Raw genomic sequence first — 20,334 nt, forward strand, 5'->3', positions numbered from 1 at the left:
CACACTTCAGCCATCGACTCTGACTTACCTCCAGGAGGTGAATCAAATGGCTCAAGTGGAAAAGATGATCTCGGCGAAAAAACTGGTGTGGGCGCTGGCCGCAGCCGGCGTGCTGGGCGCCACGGGCGGTGCCCTGGCCATGCGCAATGCCAAGGTGTCCAACGAGGCGGATAGTTCTTCCGTGACCTCGTCCGCCAGCGTGGCCAGCCCCGGTGCTGGCGCTGACAACGGCGCCCCTTCCGCCACGTCCGGCGGCACCGCCCCCCTGAACGGCGCCCAGGTCGCCGCCGTGATCACGCCGCTGGCCGGCGCCGCCGCACCCACGGCGGTGACCCCGCCACCGGCCGGCCTGCCCGACTTCGCCCAGATCGCCGCCACCCAGGGGCCGGCGGTGGTGAACATCAGTGTCTCCGGCACCGTCAAGACCCGCAGTTCCCGCATGCCGCAGATGGATCCGGACGATCCGTTCTACGACTTCTTCCGCCGCTTCGGCTTCCCCGGCGGCCCGGGCGGCCCCGGTCTCGGCGGGGATCAGGACGGCGGCAGCCGCCAGATCCGCGGCCAGGGCTCCGGTTTCATCGTCAGCAACGACGGCATCATCCTGACCAACGCCCATGTGGTGCAGGATGCCCAGGAAGTGGTGGTCAAGCTGACCGACCGGCGCGAATTCCGCGCCAAGGTGCTGGGCAGCGACAAGTCCACCGACGTGGCGGTGCTCAAGATCGACGCGAAGAACCTCCCCACGGTGCGGTTGGGGTCGACCAAGGACCTGCGCGTGGGTGAATGGGTGCTGGCCATCGGCTCGCCCTTCGGCTTCGAGAACAGTGTCAGCGCCGGTGTGATCAGCGCCAAGGGTCGCTCGCTGGGCCCGGAAGAAAGCCGGGTTCCTTTCCTGCAGACCGACGTCGCCATCAACCCCGGTAACTCCGGCGGCCCGCTGTTCAATGCGCGGGGCGAGGTGGTGGGCATCAACTCGCAGATCTACAGCGCCTCGGGCGGCTACCAAGGCCTGTCCTTCGCCATTCCCGTCGAGGTGGCCAACAAAATCCGCCAGCAGATCCAGAACGGCGGCAAGGTGCAGCACGCCCGCCTGGGGGTGATGGTGCAGGAAGTGAACCAGGGCTTTGCCGATTCCTTCAAGCTGGAGCGTCCGGAAGGCGCGCTGGTGGCCAATGTGGAAGAGGGCAGTCCTGCGGCGAAGTCTGGGCTGCGTCCAGGTGACGTCATCCTGAGCTTCAAGGGTCAGCCGATCGTGGCCAGCGGCGACCTGCCGGCTCTGGTGGACCAGTCCAGCCCGGGCGACCGCATCGCCATGGAAGTGTGGCGCGGCGGCAAGCGCGAGCAGCTCAGCGTGGTGCTGGGCGATGCCAAGGACCGTGCTGCTCGTCAGGCCAAGAACGACGACGCGCCGTCCGCGTCGCAGGGCAAGCTGGGTCTGGCGCTGCGTCCGCTGCAGGCGGAAGAGCGCCGTCAGCTGGGCATCCGTGAGGGGCTGCTGATCGAGGAAGTGTCCGGGCCGGCCGCCCGTGCGCAGGTGCGGCCTGGGGATGTGCTGCTGGCGGTCAACGGCACGCCGGTGCAGTCGGTGGATCAGGTCAGGAACCTGCTCCAGAACGCTGAAAAGTCGGTGGCCCTGCTGGTGCAGCGAGGCGGCGACAAGATCTTCGTACCGGTGCGGATCGGCTGATCCGTCCGGTAGAGAAGAACGACCGGGGAGGCCTGGTCGTTGCTCCGAGGGGGCTCACGTGTGGTGGCGTGAGCCCCCATTTTCATGGGTCACTTGGTGGTGAGGATCCACTTGACCAGGGTCTCGGCTTCCGCCGGGGTCACCTGCGGGTTGGCCGGCATCGGCACCGGACCCCAGACGCCCGAGCCGCCCTTGATGACCTTCTCGGACAGCTTCTTCACGGCGTCCTTGTCACCGGCGTACTTGGCAGCGACGTCCTTGTAGGCGGGGCCGACCAACTTCTTGTCCACCGCATGGCAGGCCATGCAGTTCTTCTTCTGCGCCAGTTCCTGGCTGGCCAGGGCGGGGGTGGCGAATGCAGCGGCCAGCAGGGTGGCGGAGGCGATCAGGGCAATTTTCATGGCATCCTTTCAAATCGTTCCTTGAGGATAACCGGAAGGGAACGCTTGAAAATAGTTGGAAACGGTTGGAAACGGCGGACCGTTCGTGAGCCCCAATCGACTCCTTTTGGCTACATTTCAGCCCGCCGCTGTGGACGCCCCAAAGGGTGGTTCCGCAAACCGGCAATATGAAACAGACGCAAGGGCGTGGCTGGGGCTGGCCCGGCTCAAAAGATTGTAGTGTTCGGCCGGCGACGCGGTTGCGCATTGGTCAAGAGGAGAGTTCCATGTGGTTCATTGTGGTTGGGGTGTTGCTCCTGCTGATGAAGGTGGCGGAGGTGGGCCCAGTGGCTGACCTGAGCTGGTGGTGGGTGCTGGCACCTTTCGGTTTTGCACTGGTCTGGTGGGAATTTGCGGACAAGACCGGCTACACCCAGCGCAAGGCCATGGACCGGCTGGACGAGCGCAAGGAAGCGCGGCGCCAGGAGGCCATGTCCAAGATCGGGACCTCGGACAAGCAGCGGCGCCGTCGTCGCTGACACACATCACCGTGACGTTCTCGAGACTTCGGCGAGAAGTCACCGAGACGTCGCCGGCTACGCGTTCGCGCACTTGAAGGGACCTGCGGGTCCCTTTTGCGTTGGATCCAGTCAGGGCTGTCGTCCGCTGTTCGCCCCAACGGTCTCCCAATGACGGCCTTTGGGCGCTGGGCAGCCGCGTCGGCCGACCCGGGCTGTCCGCGAGTCGCCGGCGCGTTCCGTTGAAGGAGGGCCGCAGGCGATAAGCTCAGGCACATCGGATGCTGCTGACCCGCTCGGCAGTTTTCAGATCCACAGAACGCAAGGTGACCTCATGGATGGCAAGACCCGACCCAGCACGACCCACTGGCCGACCGGCGCACGGGCGCGGCCGCGTCCGGGACGCGGATGGCTGACGGGGCTGCTGCTGGCGCCCGCCCTGCTGATGGGCGGGTCGTGGGCCCAGGCAGCGGTGTTCAAGGACAGCGCGCTGCAGTCCTTGCTGGACGCCGGTCAGGCCGACCAGATGGAAAAGGTGGCCAGTCAACGTCTCAAATCCAACCCGGACGATCCGCAGGCCACCGCCGCGCTGGCCCTGGCCCAGCTGGATCTGGCGGACGGCAACGTGCTGCGCCAGAACATCCAGCGGCTGGAGCAATGCGTGCAGAAAACGCCGCAGGAAGCCAGCTGCGCCTATGCCCTGGCACTGTCTCTGGTGATGGAGGTGCGCGGCGGCAGCAAGTTCAAGGCCCTGGGCGCCCTGGGGCGGGTGAGCGAGCTGATGCAAAAGGCAATGGCGCAACTGCCGGATGCCCCCGAGCCGCGCAGCGCCCTGCAGCAGTACTACCTGGCACTGCCCAGCTTCATCGGCGGCGGCGAATCCAAGGCCCGGGCGCTGGAGCAGGGCGTGCAGGACGAGGACCAGTTGCGGCTGATGCGAGCCCGGGTCGCCGCGTCGAAAAAGGACTGGGCGTCGGTGGAGCGGGAGCTGCGGGCCGTGCGCACCCGTCGTCCGGAGCTGCTGCTGGAGCAGCGCGTGATCGGCAGCGACCTGGGTCGGCAGTGGATGCATGACCGTCAATACGCCAAGGCCAAAGCCTGGCTGGAGGAGCTGTCCCGCCAGCAGCCGCAGCAGGCCATGCCGCTGTACGGCCTGGGCCGGGTGCTGGATGCGATGGATGACCACGACGCCGCCGTCGCCGCCTACGAAAAGGCCAAGACGCTGCTCGGCGCCGAGCAACTGGCGCTGGATCACCGCATCGGCATCGCATTGCAGGACAAGGGCGACAAGGCCGGCGCCCGCGCCGCGTTCGAGCGCTACATCGGCAACCGCCGCGCCAGCGCCAGCAATGTCGAGGATTGCCGCCGCCGTCTGGCGGAACTGGGCGCCGCCACCTGACGCGGGGGCGCAGAGCGCGTGGCGGCCGTCGCCAGCGCACTATGATTCGGCACCTCGCCGCCGGCAGCCTCCAATCGCATGACTCCTCCGCTGATCCATCCCCAGTTCGACCCGGTCGCCTTCAAGGTGTTTGGCTGGCCCATCCATTGGTATGGCCTGACCTATCTGGCAGCCTTTGCCCTGTTCCTGTGGCTGGCCAATGTGCAGGCCAAAAGGCCCTGGAACGCCCAGCGCGGCTGGACCCGCCAGGGCGTGGACGACCTGCTGTTCTTCGGTGTGCTGGGCGTGGTGCTGGGCGGGCGCATGGGTTATGTGCTGTTCTACAAGCCTGCCGAATTCCTGCAGCATCCGCTGAACATCTTTGCGGTGTGGCAGGGCGGCATGTCCTTCCACGGCGGCTTGCTGGGGGTCATCGCGGCGCTGGCGTTTTTTGCGTGGCGCCGGGGCTTTAAATTCTTCGAGGTGGCCGATCTGGTGGCCCCCTGCGTGCCCACGGGCCTGGCCATGGGCCGGGTGGGCAACTTCATCAATGGAGAACTGTGGGGACGTCCGGCGGACCCGTCGCTGCCCTGGGCGATGATCTTCCCGCAGGCGCACGACATGGTGCCGCGCCACCCGTCCCAGGTCTACCAGTTCCTGGGCGAGGGGCTGCTGCTGTTCATCATCCTGTGGCTGTATGCCCGCAAGCAGCGGCCGATGGCGGCCGTGTCCGGCCTGTTCCTGATTGGCTATGGGGCGTTCCGCTTCATCGCTGAATACTTCCGCGAGCCGGATGATTTCCTGGGGCTGCGTGCCTTTGGCTGGAGCCAGGGGCAATGGTTGAGCGCACCGATGGTGGTGGCCGGCATCCTGATGATGATCTGGGCCTACCGTCGTGCACGAGGGGCGGGGACGCCGTCGGTGGCGCGGACCTGAACCTGGGGTTGAGACATGAGACAGATCTTTTTTGATACGGAAACCACGGGCCTGAACCCGGAGTCCGGTGACCGCGTGGTGGACATCGGCTGTGTGGAGATGGTGAACCGGCAGCTGACCGGGCGGCATCTGCACTTCTATCTGAACCCAGAGCGGGACATGCCGGAAGAAGCCTTCCGGGTCCACGGCCTGAGCAGCGAATTCCTGTCCGACAAGCCCAAGTTCGCCGAGGTGGTGGACGAGCTGCTGGACTTCCTGCGCGGGGCGGACCTGGTGATCCACAACGCGGCCTTCGACGTCGGCTTCATCAACGCGGAACTCAAGCGGGCCAAACGCCAGCTGCTGCATGAAGTGGTGGCCAGCGTGACCGACACGCTGCTGATGGCGCGGGACATGTTCCCGGGCAAGGCCAACTCGCTGGACGCCTTGTGCCGCCGGCTGGAGGTGGACAACAGCAACCGTGGCCTGCACGGCGCCGTGAAGGATGCGGAGCTGCTGGCCGAGGTCTATATTCGCCTGACGCGGGGCCAGGACTCGCTGGTCATCGACGATTCGGATGCGTCTTCGCAGCGGCAGGGCGGTGAGCTGGAGGTGGCGGCGATTGACCTGAGCAGCTTCCAGCTGCCGGTGATCACCGCGACTGAGGAAGAGCTGGCCCTGCATGAGAAGGTGCTGGCAGACCTGGACAAGGCGAGCGGCGGCAATCGGATCTGGCAGGTGCCGCAGGCGCCCAGTGATGCGGCCGCTACCGCAACGGCTTGAGCGGGAAGGCGCCCAAGCCCAGGACAGGTTGGAACGGCTGATTGGAGCCGTTCTGGTTGAGCGGGTGAGGGCCGGGGCTGCCCTTTTGTGTAGCAGTTGGTGCGATTAACAAAAGTCTCGCTCAGCGCCCTCAAAGAAAACCGTTGAACCTCTTGAGTGGCCCTAAATTTCCATGGCATACTCTTGGTCTTTCGCGGCGAGCCCGAAGCAACAAATCGGGCGGTTAGCTCAGTGGTAGAGCACTGCCTTCACACGGCAGGGGTCGCAGGTTCGAACCCTGCACCGCCCACCAAGTTGGTTTGAGATGTGCGCCATCCAGCGCAGTGATCCCAGGCAACAGGAACGCGTCGCGAAGACATCCCGGATGTCGCCAGCACAGTGATGTGCCCAGATACCGGGCGGTTAGCTCAGCGGTAGAGCACTGCCTTCACACGGCAGGGGTCGCAGGTTCGAACCCTGCACCGCCCACCAAATGAAAAAGCACTTGGCAAAACTGCCAAGTGCTTTTTTATCTTCGGCTGGACGTTCCTGGAGCTGCAAAGGTCACCGTGCGGGACAGGTGCATGGCGCCTCCAGGGTGGTCATCCTCTCAAGCCAGAGCGAATGCAGCGATTCGATCCTCATCCCGCTCGTCCACGAGTTGCACGTCCTCGGCCTGCAGCTCACGCTGAATCTCCGCAAATGCTGCATAGCGCTTCGCATCTGCTTCCGGAGGCCGCGATACCGCAAACAGAACGTCTTGCGGCAGCAGGCGATGTCGGCGAAGCAGCTTCACCCGCTGAAGCCACGTACCGCCATGGTCGTAGATGCCCATTGGCTCCTTCTGGTCCAGATTGAATGGCTTGATGACCTTGGAGGTTCGCTCTCCATGCTGTTGAACCAGTGGGAATTTGACGTAGACGTCGTCATTGCCCACCCTCGCGGGCCGAAACGGATGAGGCAGCTCCAAGCTGCCCAGCAAGGTCCGAATGCGCCGTTCGATGGCTTGCTCCACATATTCTGGGGAGGCGAAAGAACGGTCCACATAGTGGTCAAACTGCTTGGCGAGCTCCAAACCGGGGTCGTCCGTCAGCACGACCTTCGCTGCGCTGAAGCGAATAATGGCTTCCCGAGGATGGATCAAGCTGTCAAACACGTGCCTGACGTATTCCGCCTGCCCAGCTGCAGGCGCAGCGGCAATCACGTCGGCAACCCTCTGAAGCTCGATCTTGATGACTTGCATGGCCCTGAGGTAGACGTCCTTGGGCAACTCATCAAAAAAGCTCGTGATCCGCTTGTACCGCCGCGTCTGGAGCTGAAATCCAAAGTATTTGGTATGGGGGCAAGTCAGCACCACTCCAACATTCGCAAACTCGCCGGTTTCGCTAAACGGTGTGAACTGAACCACGGCGTAGCGGCACGCAACTTTTTTCATACCGTCCTCCAAAGTCCACTCTAGATAGGGGCGGGCAAGCCCTTGTTCACTGGGGCCTAACACCTCGACGATTTGAACAATGGGCGCTGGATCGGGAATCAGCAGGGCAGTGGTGGGAAGTTCCCGGCCAGCATGAGGGGGTCATGCAAAGCCTCAGAAGGCAAGTTAGCTCCGCCATCTTACGGTCGCGAGACGGGCGGCACGCCGCCCAGAGTTGATGTTTCGATCCCGGAAGATTGCGGCTTTGAGTGTCTTGCTGCTGCAGTTCTGTGAGGTGTCGGTGCTGTGGTTCGTGTGGCTGCGTTGTGCGCCCGGACACAGACATCCGGTGCGCGCAGCGCGGGAAGTCGGCTCCTCCAATGTCCGCGACCACGGGGCTGTCCGATACTTCAGGCAAAAACATCAAATTTGTCTGATCTATCGGACGTTCACGCTGCTTTGCTTGCTCATTTCGGCGTCCACGGACACCAAGTTCGGCAACATGAACGAGGTTCCGTGAACGGCCGTTATGCTGCGGTTACTGACCTTGGCTACGCGGACGCGAGCGCACGCTGACCGCGGCCAAGCGGTCAGCCGGTCCGATCAGCGTTGGGCGCGTGAATAGCAGCGGTACATTGATACCCGCCGTACGGCACGCGGTGTCAGTAGGTAACCGCCGATAAGTGCTTCTTTGGGACCCGGACTCACTATGCCGACCCCGTAAGGGCAATCCTTCCCGAGTCCGTATTTCTGCTGCGGCATCAATCACTGCGGCCCATTGGGTGTCCTTCAATTTCTGTGGCGCCATTCGAGCCACCCTGCCGATGCGAGCGCGTACAATTCATCAGCCAAAGACGACGCAATTTTTCGGGCATGCTCAACCAACGTCTTTGCATCGATAAAATTTATCGCGTGGTTGGTGAGTAGATAAAAGCACTCCTCGCTGATCCCAATCGAAGTCGACGCCCGATACAAGCGGAATTCCTGTCCGTTGTGACCAACGACTCGCCCTACTGCGGTGCCGAGTCCCAGTCGGATTTCGGTAGGCGCCCATTTCGCCTCAGCCCATTTTGGGGCCCTTGTAATGAATAGATCCTCTAGTACCAATGCGTCGATATCCGCGTTCTCAATAAAAAACCTTAAGGCCTCCTCTGGAGTCTCGACGATTGGGCCGTCTGGACCATTGAGAGAGGTGTTAGCGAGCACTGCGTATCCCGAGAGCTCCTCAAACTCGAGAAGAAGTTCCCTGAGATCAGGGTCTGTGGATAGGTCCAGCGTTTGAGCACGAGTCGAGTGATCTGGATGCCAAAGTACTGGCAATACTGACTGCAGCGCGGGCTTGACGCGATGAAGAAAGGTCATGAATGGACTTGGCGACGGTCCATCGAAGTATTCCGAGAAGCGCTCGGTAAGAACTATCGGTGCGACCGGACGCCAATGCTGCCGGCCCTTGATGGCGTTGAGTCGATCCTTGTTTTTCCCGAATAGAGGGGATGCAAGAAGGCTCCTGCCACCCAAGGCACGCGGACCGAACTCTGAACGGCCCGACCACCTTGCGACGATGCATCCAGATTGAAGAGCTCGCGCGACGCGCGAGGTCGAGCACGGTTCTGCGTCGACAAAGGGGGCAAAAGCCGCTGACGCGCGGTACACGATAGAGCGAGAATAGCGAGGGCCCAACCTGTCAGTAAGAGTCCTCGCAGCTCTGAGGTCGAAGCCAAGCGAGGCTTGCCCATACATCGCACAGCCCACGGCAATGCCTGCATCACCAGGCGCACTTGGAACCGCCACATGCTCATACAGGCCAGATTCGGCGAGTCTACTATTGCAGTTGATGTTCAGAAACAGGCCGCCTGCAAGAGCCAACCGACTGGCCCCCGTCAAACGCTTAGCACGACGAGCATGGGCGAGTACGACCTCTTCAGTGGTGCGCTGAACTACAGCCGCGAATGCTGCAGACGCATCGAAATCGGAGGGCGGCCAGCAGACTTTGGATTGCCACCCGTTCAGCCAATCGACGCGCTCGTCGGAGACGCGGCAGATATCCTCAACAGAGAGGCAATCCGACGGCACACCAAACGAAGCTAGTGCCATCAACTGCCCGTAGCAGTTTGGCTTCTGAAAGACCCACTGGGCAGCGTTGTCGTAGAGACTGGCAGGACTGAAAACGAAGCAGTCGGGCTCATTATGCGCCATCACAAACTCACGTTCAACGAGTAGGTGTCGCCCATGCTGCCACTTGTAGATCGACAGACACTCTGTCCGAACGGGCTGAATTGCGCCTGAGCGCCCAAGCGAGGCAAGCAACTCGAGAAACGGCACGGCGTAGTCGTCGCCGTCGTGCGTCGTCGAACCGGCTAAGTCACAAACCAGGATTGCATAGTCATTCCCTTCAAGATAGGGGATAACTGAGTAGGCGTGCGCAAGATGATGCGAAATCGCCATATGCCGCGAATCATCCGCAGCAAATGCATCGAAGCCCGGCGATACAAGGTCTTTCCCGAAGCCGATGCCGCCAAGCGAAGCAGATTGGTGACTGCTGACGATTCGATCGACGTCGTCGATCGTCACGCCGGCTGCATTTAGCACCTCTCGTATCGGCAAGCGCTCGGAAAGACTGGCCTGTCCGTCGTGTTTTCGGCGTGTGACTCGCTCTTGTTGGAGGGCGGAAACGATACAGCCGTCGATTGCCACCGCACACGCAGAGTCGTGTCCTACGTGAATGCCGAGCGAGATGGATCTCTTCTTGCTCACTGCACCTGATTGGAGAAACCAACCGTCAAGATGCTGACGCGCTCTCCAGGCTTCATATCTTCGCGTGCGTGAACCACGCTTCCGGCATTCAGAACAACAACTTCGCCAGGGGCAAGCAAAATGCGCCTCGGAGAGACGTCGTCTTCATAGATTAGGAGATGCGACGGCTCAGCATCCACAGGATGCAGATGCTCCAACATTACGATCACATTGATTTCATAAACCTCTGTATCCACATGTGGGTCGAGCCCATGTCCTTGGCCGTCGTAGTAGATATAACTCGCTACTCCAGTTGGCTCAACACCAGGATAAAGGTCTTGAACGAACCGCTTGAGATCGCGGTCCAGTGCAAACTGATCGGCAACCGTGCCACCGCATCCCAGCAAGTATCGATCGGTCGGCTTAGCGATCTCCCGGGTACACCGACTCTCCTCCTGCAGAGACGCCAGCACGATATCGGTTACGCAAGCCGGCCGACCGCGCCACATTGTGCCCTGCACACGCATGTCGCTGAGGCACTGGAGCACGGTTCTGAATGCCGCGGCGCTTGCCTCACTATGCGGCCTTGACCCACGCGGCGCGAGACCACCTGCCGCCATGCAAAGCAGTAGCTTGTAGTTTTCGAGCTCTTCTTGGGTCAGGCTTCTCTTAAGACTAGCGAACCGTTTTGCCAACTGCGCTTGCATGCAGTGCCATCCTTGTCGAAGAAAGACCAACAGTTAACGAGAAAGAGGACTTTTCGTTCAGACTCACGCAAGCCGCTCAGGCTCTAGCGAGGGCGCTGATGAGGCCTATTTCTTTCCAAGCCCCAGCTTCTTGGGGAGGTCGGCATACGCCTTCTTCATCTTGATGGTTGAATGAACGGACTTGGGCTTCATAAACACGAGATCGCCATCGCCCTCTTCGTGTGCCTGTACAAGCTTGGTGTGGATGGCTGCAGACTCCACGATCTCGCTGAGCACCTGCTTCTCTTCCGGAGTCAGCGTCTTACTCATCTCTGCCAGCTTCTTGATGAGCGTAGGCGTCGCTGCTTCCAGCGCATCAAGGTTTTTGGGTTTCGCCGATGTTGCCACTTAGTCCTCCTTTGTGTAACGCTCCGCGAAAGGAGCGCGATAAAATGCTAAACCTCGGTTGACAGCGGCGCCAGCTGCTCGGTGAGCCATCAGGTAATGTACTGACGCGGTCGCGTGGACGAGCAGGTGGTAGAGCCAGCCCTATGATTGCATTGAGAATTTCATGACAACGGACGCCAAGACCCCCGACGACTACGTGACGCTCGAATCGCAGACCCGTGCGCACGCTGGCGAGCTCTTCGAAGTGCTGCAGGACCTGGAGATTTACAAGCACATCTCCGACACCCCTCCTTTAACTTTGGAATCGTTTTCGAAGCGGCTCCAAGCGCTGGAAGTCGGAGGCTCACCTGACGGCACGGAGAAATGGCTAAACTGGGTCGTGCGCCACCGTGAAGGTCAGCTGCTCGGTTATGTCCAAGCCACGATTTACGAGCCCGCCTATGCGGATGTTGCGTACGTTCTCGCCAGCAAATTTTGGGGGCAGGACTTTGCGTACAAGGCAACCTTGCAGATGCTTTATTTGCTCCATGTTCAACATGCCGTGCAGACTGCCTACGCTGTCACCTGCTTGGATAACAACCGGTCGATGAGGCTGCTGGCTCGTCTAGGCTTCCAACGAATCGGACACGAGGACTATCCGGGCGAGGCACCGACTTCGGCTGAAGCAGTGTGGCGCAAATCCCTGACCACCAGATAGCCGAACGTGCGCCGGAGCCAGTGTTTGAGCGCTGCCTTATTCATTCGCACGCAGCGGAAGGCCGGCTCGATCGGTTGATGTTTATTCCTTGAAACAATAGACCATCGGTCCGCATTCCGCTTCCCCAAAATTGAGGACGTACGTGCGGCCTCGGAGTCGTTGTTTCGGCGACCGGCAGGTCTATCGCAGATTCCTCACGTCGAGCCTTCCTAGGTGCACCAATGATCGTGACCAGCAGGTACTTGAGCAAGCGGCCAAGTGCGGTGACTTCAAGATCGGGGTGCCGGGTCGCCCCTAATGCGCTGGAGAGCCGACCGAGGCAGATATCTCAATGTCGGTTTAGCATCTCAGTGCTCGATGCCGCGTACGACTGGCTACCCGGTGCTGTGAGCCCTCCCACGGGCCGTTCCGACCAGTCGGTCTGTGACGATGCGCGGGCGGAACCGGGCGTTGCTGAGAGCGTCGACAGCATGCTGTCGTCAACAAGGACAGCGGTCGCGGCGCCTGCGATCGCATTCGTCTGATTGGTCAGCACGCATGACAGTGCGGGCGACGGGATGCAAAGACCTGCTAGCAACCCTCACCGCAGCCGAAAGTCCGCTTCCAGCGGCCGCCGACGTTGGCCGTCTGAATGCGACCGACAGCAGTCAGCCTGAAACGTGCGGTGGGCTTCCAAGTCTGCGCTCGTTGCCGAAATGCCAGAACAACGCAGGCCGAAGGACCTGCTCAAGACCGACTGAAAAACGCACTTTGCTCCTCCAGCAACCCAGGCTGGAAGCCCTTTGCGGGAGCGGCGAAGGTCGGCGCAGCACAATGCTCAAAGCGCCGCTGCATTGCCGTCTTCCGTGACACCCGCCCACTCGCCCTCTGCATCCTCACGAGCCCTCCACGGCCTGCCGCCGACCTTGTCCGCCTTGCTGCCGCGCCAGCTGTCTCGCGCCCTGCAGCCAGTGCCGCAGGGGCTGTTGCGCTTCACGCTTGGCGATGTCGCGATCGGATGGATTCACCCCATGCGGGTGCCTGCGCTGCAAGCGTGCTGGCCGGAATTGCAGCTCTCGGCCGGCCTGGCGCGCTGGGATGCGCCCGACATGGACATGGCGCAGCGCAGTGCACGGATCGCCGCCGTCGCTTTGGCCCTGCGGGAGCGGCAGGCCATCCCCGGCTGGCGGGATGAGGCTTTCGCCTGTGAGCATCCGGTCGCGGACCCATGCGCCGAGCGGGGGGAGCCGTTGTTTGCGCTCGAACGCGCCGCCTTCCGCTTCTTCGGCCTGATGAGCCGCGCCGTGCACATCAACGGCTTCCTCCCAGGCGCCCGTCTGCTGTGCGGACGACGCGCCCTCTCCAAGGCCACCGACCCCGGCCGACTCGACAACCTGGCAGCCGGCGGTGTTCCCGTGGGCGAAGACTTCCTGGCCTGCGCGCAGCGGGAGCTGTGGGAAGAGGCCGGTGTCCCGATGGCCTTGAGCGCCTCGCTGAAGCCCCGTGGGCAACTCCGCAGCACGCGCATGACCCCGGAGGGTCTGCATGACGAGGTGCTGCATGTCTACAGCCTGGTGCTGCCGCCGGGCTTCGTCGCCAGCAACCGGGACGGAGAGGTGAGTGAGTTCCTGTCCCTGGACCTGGAAACACTGGCCCAGCGCCTCGCGCAGGACGAATTCAGCGTGGATGCCGCCGCCGTCACCGCATGGGGCTTGATGCACGACGAAAGGCGGGACGATCTCCTCGCCTGAGCGAGGCTCCTGATCCGCCTCAGCCTCCTCCGCCGCTACCTCCGCCGCGACCTCAGCCGCTACATCAGCCCTGCGCGTTCTCCACCCGCTGCCACTTGCCGTCCCGCAGCAGCTCATGCGGCAGGAAGCGAGCCTTGTAGGCCATCTTGTCGCTCTGCGCGATCCAATACCCCAGGTAGAGATGCGGCAAGCCCAGCTCGCGGGTCTGCCGCAGCTGCCACAGCACGTTGTAGGTGCCGTAGCTGACCTTGGCTTCCGGCTCATAGAAGGTGTAGACCGCGGACAGCCCGTCGCTGAGGATGTCCAGGATGGACACCATCTTCAGCGCCCCGTCCGGCGTGCGGAACTCCACCAGGCGCGAGTTCACCCGACTCTGCAGCAGGAACTGTGTGTACTGATCCACGCTGTCGTGGTCCATGCCGCCGCCGCTGTGCCGGCCGGCCTGGTAGCGCAGGTAGAGCTGGTAGTGTTCGTCGCTGTAGCCCAGCCGCATCACCCGCGCCTGCAGGTCCGCGTGCTGCGCCCATGCCCGGCGCTGGCTGCGGTTGGGCTGGAATTCCCCCACCGGGATGCGCATCGGAACACAGGCCTTGCAGCCATCGCAGTAAGGCCGATAGGTAAACATGCCACTGCGCCGGAACCCTGCCGCCACCAGCGTGGAATAGGCATCCGCATGGATCAGATGGCTGGGCGTGGCCACTTGCGACCGCGCCTGCCGGTCCGACAGATAACTGCACGGATAAGGCGCGGTGGCATAGAACTGCAGCTCCGACAGCGGAAGTTCCTGGGGATGGGTCACGGCGGTGCGACGCGGTTGGTTTGCGGTGAAAACGGCAAGCAGTTGAGCGGCTGGCTCGTGCGCCCGAACCCGGTCACCGGCAAGCCGCTCACCCGATCGGGGCGGCGGGCCCGTCTTCCGGCGCGGAGTCAGCCTCCTCACCGGCCTCCAGATGGGCCCACAGGCGAGGATGATAGGTCCAATCCTGGGGCGCTGGCTGTCCCACGTGCTCGGCCAGATGGGCTTCGAAAGCGGCCCGCGTGACCGGCGCGGCGCCCAGCGAGGCCAGATGCCCGGTCTGCTGCTGGCAGTCGATCCAGGGAATGTGGTGTTCCCGGCACAGGCACACCAGCGCGGCCAGGGCGATCTTGGACGCGTCGGTCCTGCGCATGAACATGGATTCCCCGTAGAACATCCGTCCCAGGTTCACGCCATAGAGCCCGCCGACCAGTTCCCCGTCCATCCAGGTCTCGACGCTGTGCACGGTACCCTCCCGGGCCAGCTGCAGATAGGCCTGCTGCATCTCGGGCAGGATCCAGGTGCCGTCCTGACCGTCGCGCGGGGTGCTGGCGCAGGCCTTGAGGACGGTCTCGGTGGCGCTGTCCACCCGGATGTCGCAGCCGGGCGTGCGCCGGAAGCGGGCGATGGTCTTGCGCAGCGACCGCGACAGCTTGAAGTGGGCCGTCTGCAGCACCATGCGCGGCTCGGTGGACCACCACAGGATGGGCTGTCCCTCGCCGTACCAGGGAAAGATGCCCCGGGCATAGGCGGCGCGCAAGCGGTCGGGGCGCAGATCGCCGCCGGCGGCCAGCAGGCCGGGAGCGTCGCTGCGCGGGCCGAGGGCGCGGCGGGTGGGCGGGAACTCCAGAGAATCGTCGTCGAGCCAGGGGATCATGGCTTCATGGTAGCGTGACGGCCTTTGTTTCTGCATGCCAGCCGGGTCCATCCCGCTGCGTGCATCGCTGGTTCACGTTTCATCATGATCATCGTCTACGGCATTCCCAATTGCGACACCGTCAAGAAAGCCCGTACCTGGCTGGATGACCAGGGCCTGGCCTACCAGTTCCACGACTACAAAAAGCAGGGCGTGCCGGCCGACAAGCTGCCGCACTGGCTGCAGACCCTGGGCTGGGAGAAGGTGCTCAACCGTGCTGGCACCACCTGGCGCAAGCTGGACGACGCCACCAAGGCGGGAGTGACGGACGCAGCCAGCGCGGCGGCCCTGATGCAGGCGCAGCCCAGTGTGATCAAGCGGCCGCTGGTGGAATGGGCGGACGGTCGCCTGAGTGTCGGCTTTTCGGCCGAGCTGTTTGCTTCCCATCGTTGATCGAGGAATTTGTATGTTTACCGGCATCGTGCAGGGCATTGCGTCCGTTCACCGCATCACCGACAAGGAGGGGCTGCGCAGCTTCACCCTGGAGTTCCCGAAGGGCTTTTGCGAGGGCCTGGAGATCGGCGCCAGCGTGGCCTGTGATGGCGTCTGCCTGACGGTCACCGAGCTGCGGGGTGAGACCCAGGCGGACTTTGATGTCATGCAGCAGAGCCTGAACCTGACCACGCTCGGGCAATTGGGGGAGGGCGGCCACCTGAACGTGGAGCGCGCGGCCAAGGAAGGCGCCGAAATTGGCGGCCACCCGTTGTCCGGTCATGTGGACTTCATGGCCAGCATTGCGCAGATCCGGCAGCCTGCCAACAACCATGTGCTGCGCATTGCGGTGCCTGCACCCTGGATGCGCTATATCTTCGCCAAGGGCTATGTGGCGGTGAACGGCGCGAGCCTGACGGTGGCGGAGGCGCACCGCGAGGCGGACGGTTCAGGCTGGTTCGAGGTCTGGCTGATCCCCGAGACCCTGCGCATGACCACGTTTGGTGAAAAGGGCGTCGGCGCGCCGGTGCACATCGAGATCGAACGCCAGACCCAAGTCCTGGTCGACACCATCCGCGACGCGGTCGCCGAAAAGGTCGGAGCGCTCCTGCCCGCCCTCCAGGCATTCGCCCAGGAAAAGGGCCTCCCCCTCGACCTCTGACCGGTCAGAGTCTGTAGTTTGGGCGGTGGCCCCTCAGCCACTGCTCCAGCATGATCAGGATCCAGACCATCTCGCCGTAGTAGCCGGGGTGTTCCCGCAGCCGCTGCGTCAGCAGGCTCTGGATGAAGTCCGCCCGCACGATGCCGCGCCCCGCCAGACTCCCCAGCGAATCGGCGGCCAGTGCCCCCAGCCCAGCATCCTTGATCGCCCAGACGCCAAACGGCAGGCCAAAGCCCTGCTTCTTCTTGGTGATGATCTCATCCGGCAAAAAGCCCTTGAGCGCCTCCTTGAAGAACCAGCGCAGCTGCAGGCCCTTGAGCTTGAACGACGGCGGCAGCCGCTGCGAAAAGGCCAGCAGCCCGTCATCCAGCATCGGGAACCCGACCTGCATGCCGGCCAGGCCAGTGGTGCCCACCACCTTGGGCAGGTCGGTATCCGCCAGCGTGTAGCGCCAGTCGAAGGCCAGCATCCGGTCCACCAGATGCGCCCCCTGGGTGGTGCCCCACACCTGCCGCTGCTGCTTCTGCGGCGCCAGCGTGTCCACCCGGCGCAGGAAGTCCTGCTCCAGCACCTGGGCCTGGCCGAGGCGAGTCAGCAGGTTGTAGCTCTGCAGGCGGTCGGGCATGGGCACCCGGGCCTGCTCGATGTAGCTCGCACCCTTCTTCAGCAGCGGCAGACGGCCCAGCGGCGAGCCGAGCACCGGCTCCAGCAGGCCGCCGCGCAGCGGTCCCGGCACCCGGTCCCACCAGCTGAAGACGGTCTGCTTGGCGTAGCGGGTGTTGCCGCCGAAGAGCTCGTCGCCGCCGTCCCCGGCCAGCAGACGCCGCACGCCGTCTTCATGCGCCACCCGGGCGCAGTAGTAGGCGGGCAGGGCGGAGCTGTTGCCAAACGGCTGGTCGTAATGGGTGGCCACCTTGGCGATGCCATCCACCAGGTCCCGCGGGGTCACGTAGTACTCGTGATGGCGGCATCCGAAATGCTGCGCGGCGATCCGGGCGAAGGCCATCTCGTCGTAGCCTTCGGCCTCGAAGCCGATGGAATAGGTGTCCGCCGGGCGACCTGCTACACGGCTGATCATGCCGGCCACGGTGGAACTGTCGGTGCCGCCGCTCAGGAAGCAGGCGGCATCGGTGCCATCGAGCTGCCGGCGCACGGCGTTTTCCAGCAGGCCCAGGAATTCCTGCTTGAGGTGATCCAGGTCGCGCACCGGCTCGGGATGGAAGCTGGGCACCCAGTAGGGCTGCACCCGCAGCTGCCCGCGCTCGAAGATCGCCACATGGCCGGGCGGCAGGCGATAGACATCCCGGAAGATGGTGCGCGGGGCCGGAATGACATGGAAATACAGGTAATCGAACAGCGCCTGCGGATCGAGCTCCGCAACCGCCTTGCCGCCGTGTTCATCCGTCACCTCGGCCAGCGCATCGGCCCGCGTCGCGAAGTGCAGGTGCTGCCCCACGATGCGATAGCACAGCGGCTCGATGCCAAAGCGGTCGGTGGCCAGCACGGTACGGCCATCGGCCTGTCGCCAGCCCACCGAAAAGCGTCCGCCCACCTGGGCCAGTGCATGGACGGGGTCGGACTGCATCAGCAGCGCCTGCCACGGACGGGCCAGCGCGGCCGACCGGTCCGCCGCGCCCGGACCGTCCAGTCCCGGCACTGCCATGCCATCCACGGCGCCGGTCACCGACGCCGGAAAACGCGGCTGACCGGTGCAGAAAAACGTGTCGCGAACTGACATGGGCCTCCCGAAGTGCGCGGCGATTATCAGCGTCCCCTGGCCGCGGCGTCCCGTAAACCGGTCGATTCCACCCATCTTGGGGGCGTTCCAGCCGGGGCGTTCCCCCGAATCAGGGCGGGGTCGGCCCCACAATCCCGGCTTTCGCGCCGCAGTCTGGCGCGCGGAGTGTTGTGTTGCGGGTCCATTGGTTGCCTCATGCCTGGAACCCGGCCTATGCCGGGGTGCGTCTGCGCTGCCTGATTCCTCAAGGTGAACTGGCCCGGCAGGGTGTGCGCTCCCGTCTGGTGAAGGACGGGCAGCCGGTGCCCCGCGAGGGGACGGTGGTGGTGCAGGCGAAGTGGCTGCTGGACGCTGGCAGCCCGGATGCACTGCGGCAACGCAGCCAGCAACTGCAGCAAGCCCGCGACGCCGGCGCCGTGCTGGTGCTGGACAGCTTCGACAACTATTTCCTCAATGAATCCGGCGATGCGGCCCGGGCGCTGCTGCTGCAGGCCTATCGGGAAGCGCTGCCGCTGTTCAAGGCCTTCACCGTGTCCTCGCCCGGCTTGCAACCGCTGCTGCAGGCGGAACTGCCGCCCGGCACCCCGGTGCATGTGGTGGGGGATCCGGTGGAGACGCCGGAGGCGCTTCATGCCTATGAATCGTGGTGGCGCCGGCATCATCCGGGTCGCTGGTCCGGCCACCGGCAGGCCCGCCAGGAACTGCGCGAGCATCGCCGGGCCCGTCAGCAGGCGCGTCAGCTGCTGTGGTTCGGCAACCATGGCAGTGCCTACGCGGCGGGCGGCATGGCTGAACTCGACCGCATCATTCCGCTGCTCAACAAGGTGGCCGTGGACCAGCCGCTTCGCCTCACGGTCGTCAGCAATTCCGAGCAGCGTTACCGCGAGGTGCTTGCGCCCGCCACTTTCGATCACCGCTATCGGCCCTGGGACCGGCTGCATTTCCTGCGACTGCTGGGCGAGCATGACCTGGTGCTGCTGCCGGCCCGTCTCACCGCTTTCACCATCGCGAAAAGCAACAACCGTATGCTGCTGGCGCTGGCGCAGGGCGTGCCGGTGATGACCGACCCGTTGCCGGACTACCTGCCCTGGCAGGCGTTCTGTGCCATGGACGATTGGGACCACCTGGCACGGCATGTGCGTGACCCCGGCCCACTGGCCACGCTGGCCAGACAGGCCATGCCCGCCATTGCGCGGGACTATTCGACCGCAGCCATTGCCCGGCAATGGCGCGACACCTTGACCGGAATTTCCTCCCGATGAATGCGAACCCGGATCCGCACGAGCCCCTGCTGATCTCGATCGTCCTGCCGCAATTCCATCCGATTCCGGAGAACGACGCCTGGTGGGGCACCGGCTTCACCGAATGGCGCAACGTGGCCAAGGCGCGCCCGCTCTTCAAGGGCCATCATCAGCCGCAGTTGCCGGCCGACCTGGGCTTCTACGACCTGCGCCTGCCCCAGGCCCGCGCCGCGCAGGCCGCGCTGGCCCGGCAATACGGCATTGGCGGCTTCTGCTACTACCACTACTGGTTCAACGGCCGCCGTCTGCTGGAGCAGCCAGTGGAGGCCGTGCGCAGCAGTGGCGAGCCGGACTTCCCCTACTGCCTGGCCTGGGCCAACGAGAACTGGACGCGCGCCTGGAATGGCCGGGACCGGGAAGTGCTGATGGCCCAGCAGTACAGCGCCGAGGACGACGAGGCCCATCTGCGCACGCTGCTGCCGCATTTCCGGGACCCGCGCTACATCCGCATCGACGGCAAACCGCTCTTCATCGTCTACAAGGCCGACCAGCTCCCGGACCCGCAGGCCACCTTCGGCCGTTGGCGCGAGATCGCCCGGCGCGAGGGCGTGGGCGAGTTGACGCTGGCGCAGTTCGAATGGAGCGGCGCCGGCTCAGGTACTCACATCCGGGACGTGGGCCTGGACCTGTCGATCGAATTCGCGCCGGACTGGCGGCAACTGGGGGGGCGGCATTTCACCGGCTGGAAGTCGAAGCTGGCGATGCAACTGGGGCTGCTGCCCAAGGCCTATGGCCAGCATCACTTCTACGACTACCAGCGCATGGTGGACCGGGTGCTGGCCAAGCCGGTGCCGGACTATCCGCTGCTGCGCTGCGTCAGCCCGGGCTTTGACAACAGCGCCCGCCGTCCGCAGGGGGCGACCATCCTGATGAACAACACGCCGCAGGCCTACCAGCGCTGGCTGGAAGCGGCATTGGACTGGACCCGGCAGCACCAGCCGGCGCAGCGCCAGGTGGTGTTCATCAATGCCTGGAATGAATGGGCCGAAGGCAACCACCTGGAGCCGGACCTGCGCGATGGGCATGCCTATTTGCAGGCCACCTTGAACGCTCTGGAGCGGGCTCGCAGCGCCATTGGCTGATCGCGAAGAGGCGCGGCACCGCGCCGGCGGGGGCGACGCCCTCAACGTCCCTCATCGCCCCTCAGCGTCCGTCCGTGTTCCTCAGTGGCTCTCAGCGTCT

Annotated in this window: 19 protein-coding genes and 2 tRNA genes; 13 read left to right on the forward strand and 8 right to left on the reverse strand. The window is 63.9% G+C overall.

Translation table 11 applies throughout. From position 1 onward, the window contains the following. The first annotated feature begins 46 nt into the window (after positions 1-46). On the forward strand, positions 47-1,687 hold the full coding sequence (locus DES44_RS07475) for a Do family serine endopeptidase (RefSeq protein WP_232309789.1): 1,641 nt from the start codon (positions 47-49) through the stop codon (positions 1,685-1,687). A gap of 89 nt (positions 1,688-1,776) precedes the next feature. On the opposite strand, the gene DES44_RS07480 is transcribed toward DES44_RS07475, so the two are convergent. Further along, positions 1,777-2,088, reverse strand: coding sequence for a c-type cytochrome (locus DES44_RS07480; protein WP_058935536.1), 312 nt, complete (start codon positions 2,086-2,088; stop codon positions 1,777-1,779). A gap of 266 nt (positions 2,089-2,354) precedes the next feature. Here DES44_RS07480 and DES44_RS07485 point away from each other — a divergent pair, with 266 nt between their 5' ends. The 6 genes from DES44_RS07485 (at position 2,355) to DES44_RS07510 (ending at position 6,132) form a co-directional block, all read left to right on the forward strand. Further along, a complete protein-coding gene (locus tag DES44_RS07485; protein ID WP_058935535.1) occupies positions 2,355-2,606 on the forward strand; it encodes a TIGR04438 family Trp-rich protein in 252 nt (83 codons plus the stop codon). A gap of 313 nt (positions 2,607-2,919) precedes the next feature. Beyond that, positions 2,920-3,984, forward strand: a complete 1,065-nt coding sequence (locus tag DES44_RS07490; RefSeq protein ID WP_058935534.1) for a tetratricopeptide repeat protein — start codon at positions 2,920-2,922, stop codon at positions 3,982-3,984. 78 nt (positions 3,985-4,062) lie between these two features. Next, positions 4,063-4,899, forward strand: coding sequence for a prolipoprotein diacylglyceryl transferase (gene lgt / locus DES44_RS07495; protein WP_058935533.1), 837 nt, complete (start codon positions 4,063-4,065; stop codon positions 4,897-4,899). Positions 4,900-4,914: 15 nt separating this feature from the next. Then, a complete protein-coding gene (gene dnaQ / locus DES44_RS07500) occupies positions 4,915-5,661 on the forward strand; it encodes a DNA polymerase III subunit epsilon (RefSeq protein WP_058935532.1) in 747 nt (248 codons plus the stop codon). Between the two features lie 217 nt (positions 5,662-5,878). Then, positions 5,879-5,953: transfer RNA gene (locus tag DES44_RS07505), tRNA-Val, on the forward strand. A gap of 104 nt (positions 5,954-6,057) precedes the next feature. Beyond that, positions 6,058-6,132, forward strand: a tRNA-Val gene (locus tag DES44_RS07510). A 118-nt stretch (positions 6,133-6,250) separates the two neighbouring features. Here the strand turns inward: DES44_RS07510 and DES44_RS07515 are convergent. From DES44_RS07515 to DES44_RS07535, 4 genes are all read right to left on the reverse strand, one after another. Next, a complete protein-coding gene (locus DES44_RS07515) occupies positions 6,251-7,075 on the reverse strand; it encodes a DUF3037 domain-containing protein (protein ID WP_058935531.1) in 825 nt (274 codons plus the stop codon). A gap of 768 nt (positions 7,076-7,843) precedes the next feature. Beyond that, the gene (locus DES44_RS07525) at positions 7,844-9,808 is read right to left on the reverse strand and encodes a carbamoyltransferase C-terminal domain-containing protein (protein WP_083525662.1); all 1,965 of its coding nucleotides are present in this window, start codon (positions 9,806-9,808) and stop codon (positions 7,844-7,846) included. Continuing rightward, entirely contained in the window at positions 9,805-10,494 is a 690-nt protein-coding gene (locus tag DES44_RS24555) for a hypothetical protein (protein ID WP_147307005.1), read from the reverse strand. The genes DES44_RS07525 and DES44_RS24555 overlap by 4 nt, the downstream gene beginning before the upstream one ends. 105 nt (positions 10,495-10,599) lie before the next feature. Continuing rightward, entirely contained in the window at positions 10,600-10,881 is a 282-nt protein-coding gene (locus DES44_RS07535; protein ID WP_147307006.1) for a hypothetical protein, read from the reverse strand. A 163-nt stretch (positions 10,882-11,044) separates the two neighbouring features. On the opposite strand from DES44_RS07535, the gene DES44_RS07540 reads away from it, so the two are divergent. Both DES44_RS07540 and DES44_RS07545 read left to right on the forward strand, forming a co-directional pair. Continuing rightward, the gene (locus tag DES44_RS07540) at positions 11,045-11,578 is read left to right on the forward strand and encodes a GNAT family N-acetyltransferase (protein WP_058935527.1); all 534 of its coding nucleotides are present in this window, start codon (positions 11,045-11,047) and stop codon (positions 11,576-11,578) included. A 950-nt stretch (positions 11,579-12,528) separates the two neighbouring features. Continuing rightward, positions 12,529-13,308: an NUDIX hydrolase gene (locus tag DES44_RS07545; RefSeq protein WP_259374780.1), complete on the forward strand. Its 780-nt coding sequence runs from the start codon at positions 12,529-12,531 to the stop codon at positions 13,306-13,308. 64 nt (positions 13,309-13,372) lie between these two features. On the opposite strand, the gene DES44_RS07550 is transcribed toward DES44_RS07545, so the two are convergent. Continuing rightward, a complete protein-coding gene (locus tag DES44_RS07550; protein ID WP_058935525.1) occupies positions 13,373-14,107 on the reverse strand; it encodes an arginyltransferase in 735 nt (244 codons plus the stop codon). An 88-nt stretch (positions 14,108-14,195) separates the two neighbouring features. Next, positions 14,196-14,981 carry a leucyl/phenylalanyl-tRNA--protein transferase gene (gene aat / locus DES44_RS07555; protein WP_058935524.1) on the reverse strand — a complete coding sequence of 262 codons (786 nt, stop codon included), beginning with the start codon at positions 14,979-14,981 and terminating at the stop codon, positions 14,196-14,198. An 84-nt stretch (positions 14,982-15,065) separates the two neighbouring features. Between aat and DES44_RS07560 the strand changes: the two genes are divergently transcribed. Continuing rightward, complete coding sequence (locus DES44_RS07560; RefSeq protein ID WP_058937463.1) at positions 15,066-15,413, forward strand: ArsC family reductase; 348 nt, start codon at positions 15,066-15,068, stop codon at positions 15,411-15,413. A gap of 13 nt (positions 15,414-15,426) precedes the next feature. Next, the gene (locus tag DES44_RS07565; RefSeq protein WP_058935523.1) at positions 15,427-16,113 is read left to right on the forward strand and encodes a riboflavin synthase; all 687 of its coding nucleotides are present in this window, start codon (positions 15,427-15,429) and stop codon (positions 16,111-16,113) included. A 4-nt stretch (positions 16,114-16,117) separates the two neighbouring features. On the opposite strand, the gene DES44_RS07570 is transcribed toward DES44_RS07565, so the two are convergent. Further along, complete coding sequence (locus DES44_RS07570; protein ID WP_058935522.1) at positions 16,118-17,851, reverse strand: asparagine synthase; 1,734 nt, start codon at positions 17,849-17,851, stop codon at positions 16,118-16,120. 173 nt (positions 17,852-18,024) lie between these two features. On the opposite strand from DES44_RS07570, the gene DES44_RS07575 reads away from it, so the two are divergent. Both DES44_RS07575 and DES44_RS07580 read left to right on the forward strand, forming a co-directional pair. Continuing rightward, positions 18,025-19,113 carry a glycosyltransferase gene (locus DES44_RS07575; protein WP_157592966.1) on the forward strand — a complete coding sequence of 363 codons (1,089 nt, stop codon included), beginning with the start codon at positions 18,025-18,027 and terminating at the stop codon, positions 19,111-19,113. Beyond that, positions 19,110-20,234, forward strand: a complete 1,125-nt coding sequence (locus DES44_RS07580; protein WP_058935520.1) for a glycoside hydrolase family 99-like domain-containing protein — start codon at positions 19,110-19,112, stop codon at positions 20,232-20,234. The genes DES44_RS07575 and DES44_RS07580 overlap by 4 nt, the downstream gene beginning before the upstream one ends. Positions 20,235-20,334: the final 100 nt, after the last annotated feature.

The organism is Roseateles depolymerans, assembly GCF_003387155.1.
In the GTDB taxonomy this organism is placed as follows: Bacteria; Pseudomonadota; Gammaproteobacteria; order Burkholderiales; family Burkholderiaceae_C; genus Roseateles; species Roseateles depolymerans.

What these genes read in the sequence shown, in the direction of transcription:
- DES44_RS07570 (WP_058935522.1), bottom strand. Translation starts at nt 17,851, where the DNA reads ATGTCAGTTCGCGACACGTTTTTCTGCACCGGTCAGCCGCGTTTTCCG.
- DES44_RS07580 (WP_058935520.1), top strand. Translation starts at nt 19,110, where the DNA reads ATGAATGCGAACCCGGATCCGCACGAGCCCCTGCTGATCTCGATCGTC.
- DES44_RS24555 (WP_147307005.1), bottom strand. Translation starts at nt 10,494, where the DNA reads ATGCAAGCGCAGTTGGCAAAACGGTTCGCTAGTCTTAAGAGAAGCCTG.
- DES44_RS07565 (WP_058935523.1), top strand. Translation starts at nt 15,427, where the DNA reads ATGTTTACCGGCATCGTGCAGGGCATTGCGTCCGTTCACCGCATCACC.
- DES44_RS07480 (WP_058935536.1), bottom strand. Translation starts at nt 2,088, where the DNA reads ATGAAAATTGCCCTGATCGCCTCCGCCACCCTGCTGGCCGCTGCATTC.
- aat (WP_058935524.1), bottom strand. Translation starts at nt 14,981, where the DNA reads ATGATCCCCTGGCTCGACGACGATTCTCTGGAGTTCCCGCCCACCCGC.
- DES44_RS07485 (WP_058935535.1), top strand. Translation starts at nt 2,355, where the DNA reads ATGTGGTTCATTGTGGTTGGGGTGTTGCTCCTGCTGATGAAGGTGGCG.
- DES44_RS07560 (WP_058937463.1), top strand. Translation starts at nt 15,066, where the DNA reads ATGATCATCGTCTACGGCATTCCCAATTGCGACACCGTCAAGAAAGCC.
- DES44_RS07540 (WP_058935527.1), top strand. Translation starts at nt 11,045, where the DNA reads ATGACAACGGACGCCAAGACCCCCGACGACTACGTGACGCTCGAATCG.
- DES44_RS07475 (WP_232309789.1), top strand. Translation starts at nt 47, where the DNA reads ATGGCTCAAGTGGAAAAGATGATCTCGGCGAAAAAACTGGTGTGGGCG.
- lgt (WP_058935533.1), top strand. Translation starts at nt 4,063, where the DNA reads ATGACTCCTCCGCTGATCCATCCCCAGTTCGACCCGGTCGCCTTCAAG.
- dnaQ (WP_058935532.1), top strand. Translation starts at nt 4,915, where the DNA reads ATGAGACAGATCTTTTTTGATACGGAAACCACGGGCCTGAACCCGGAG.
- DES44_RS07490 (WP_058935534.1), top strand. Translation starts at nt 2,920, where the DNA reads ATGGATGGCAAGACCCGACCCAGCACGACCCACTGGCCGACCGGCGCA.
- DES44_RS07515 (WP_058935531.1), bottom strand. Translation starts at nt 7,075, where the DNA reads ATGAAAAAAGTTGCGTGCCGCTACGCCGTGGTTCAGTTCACACCGTTT.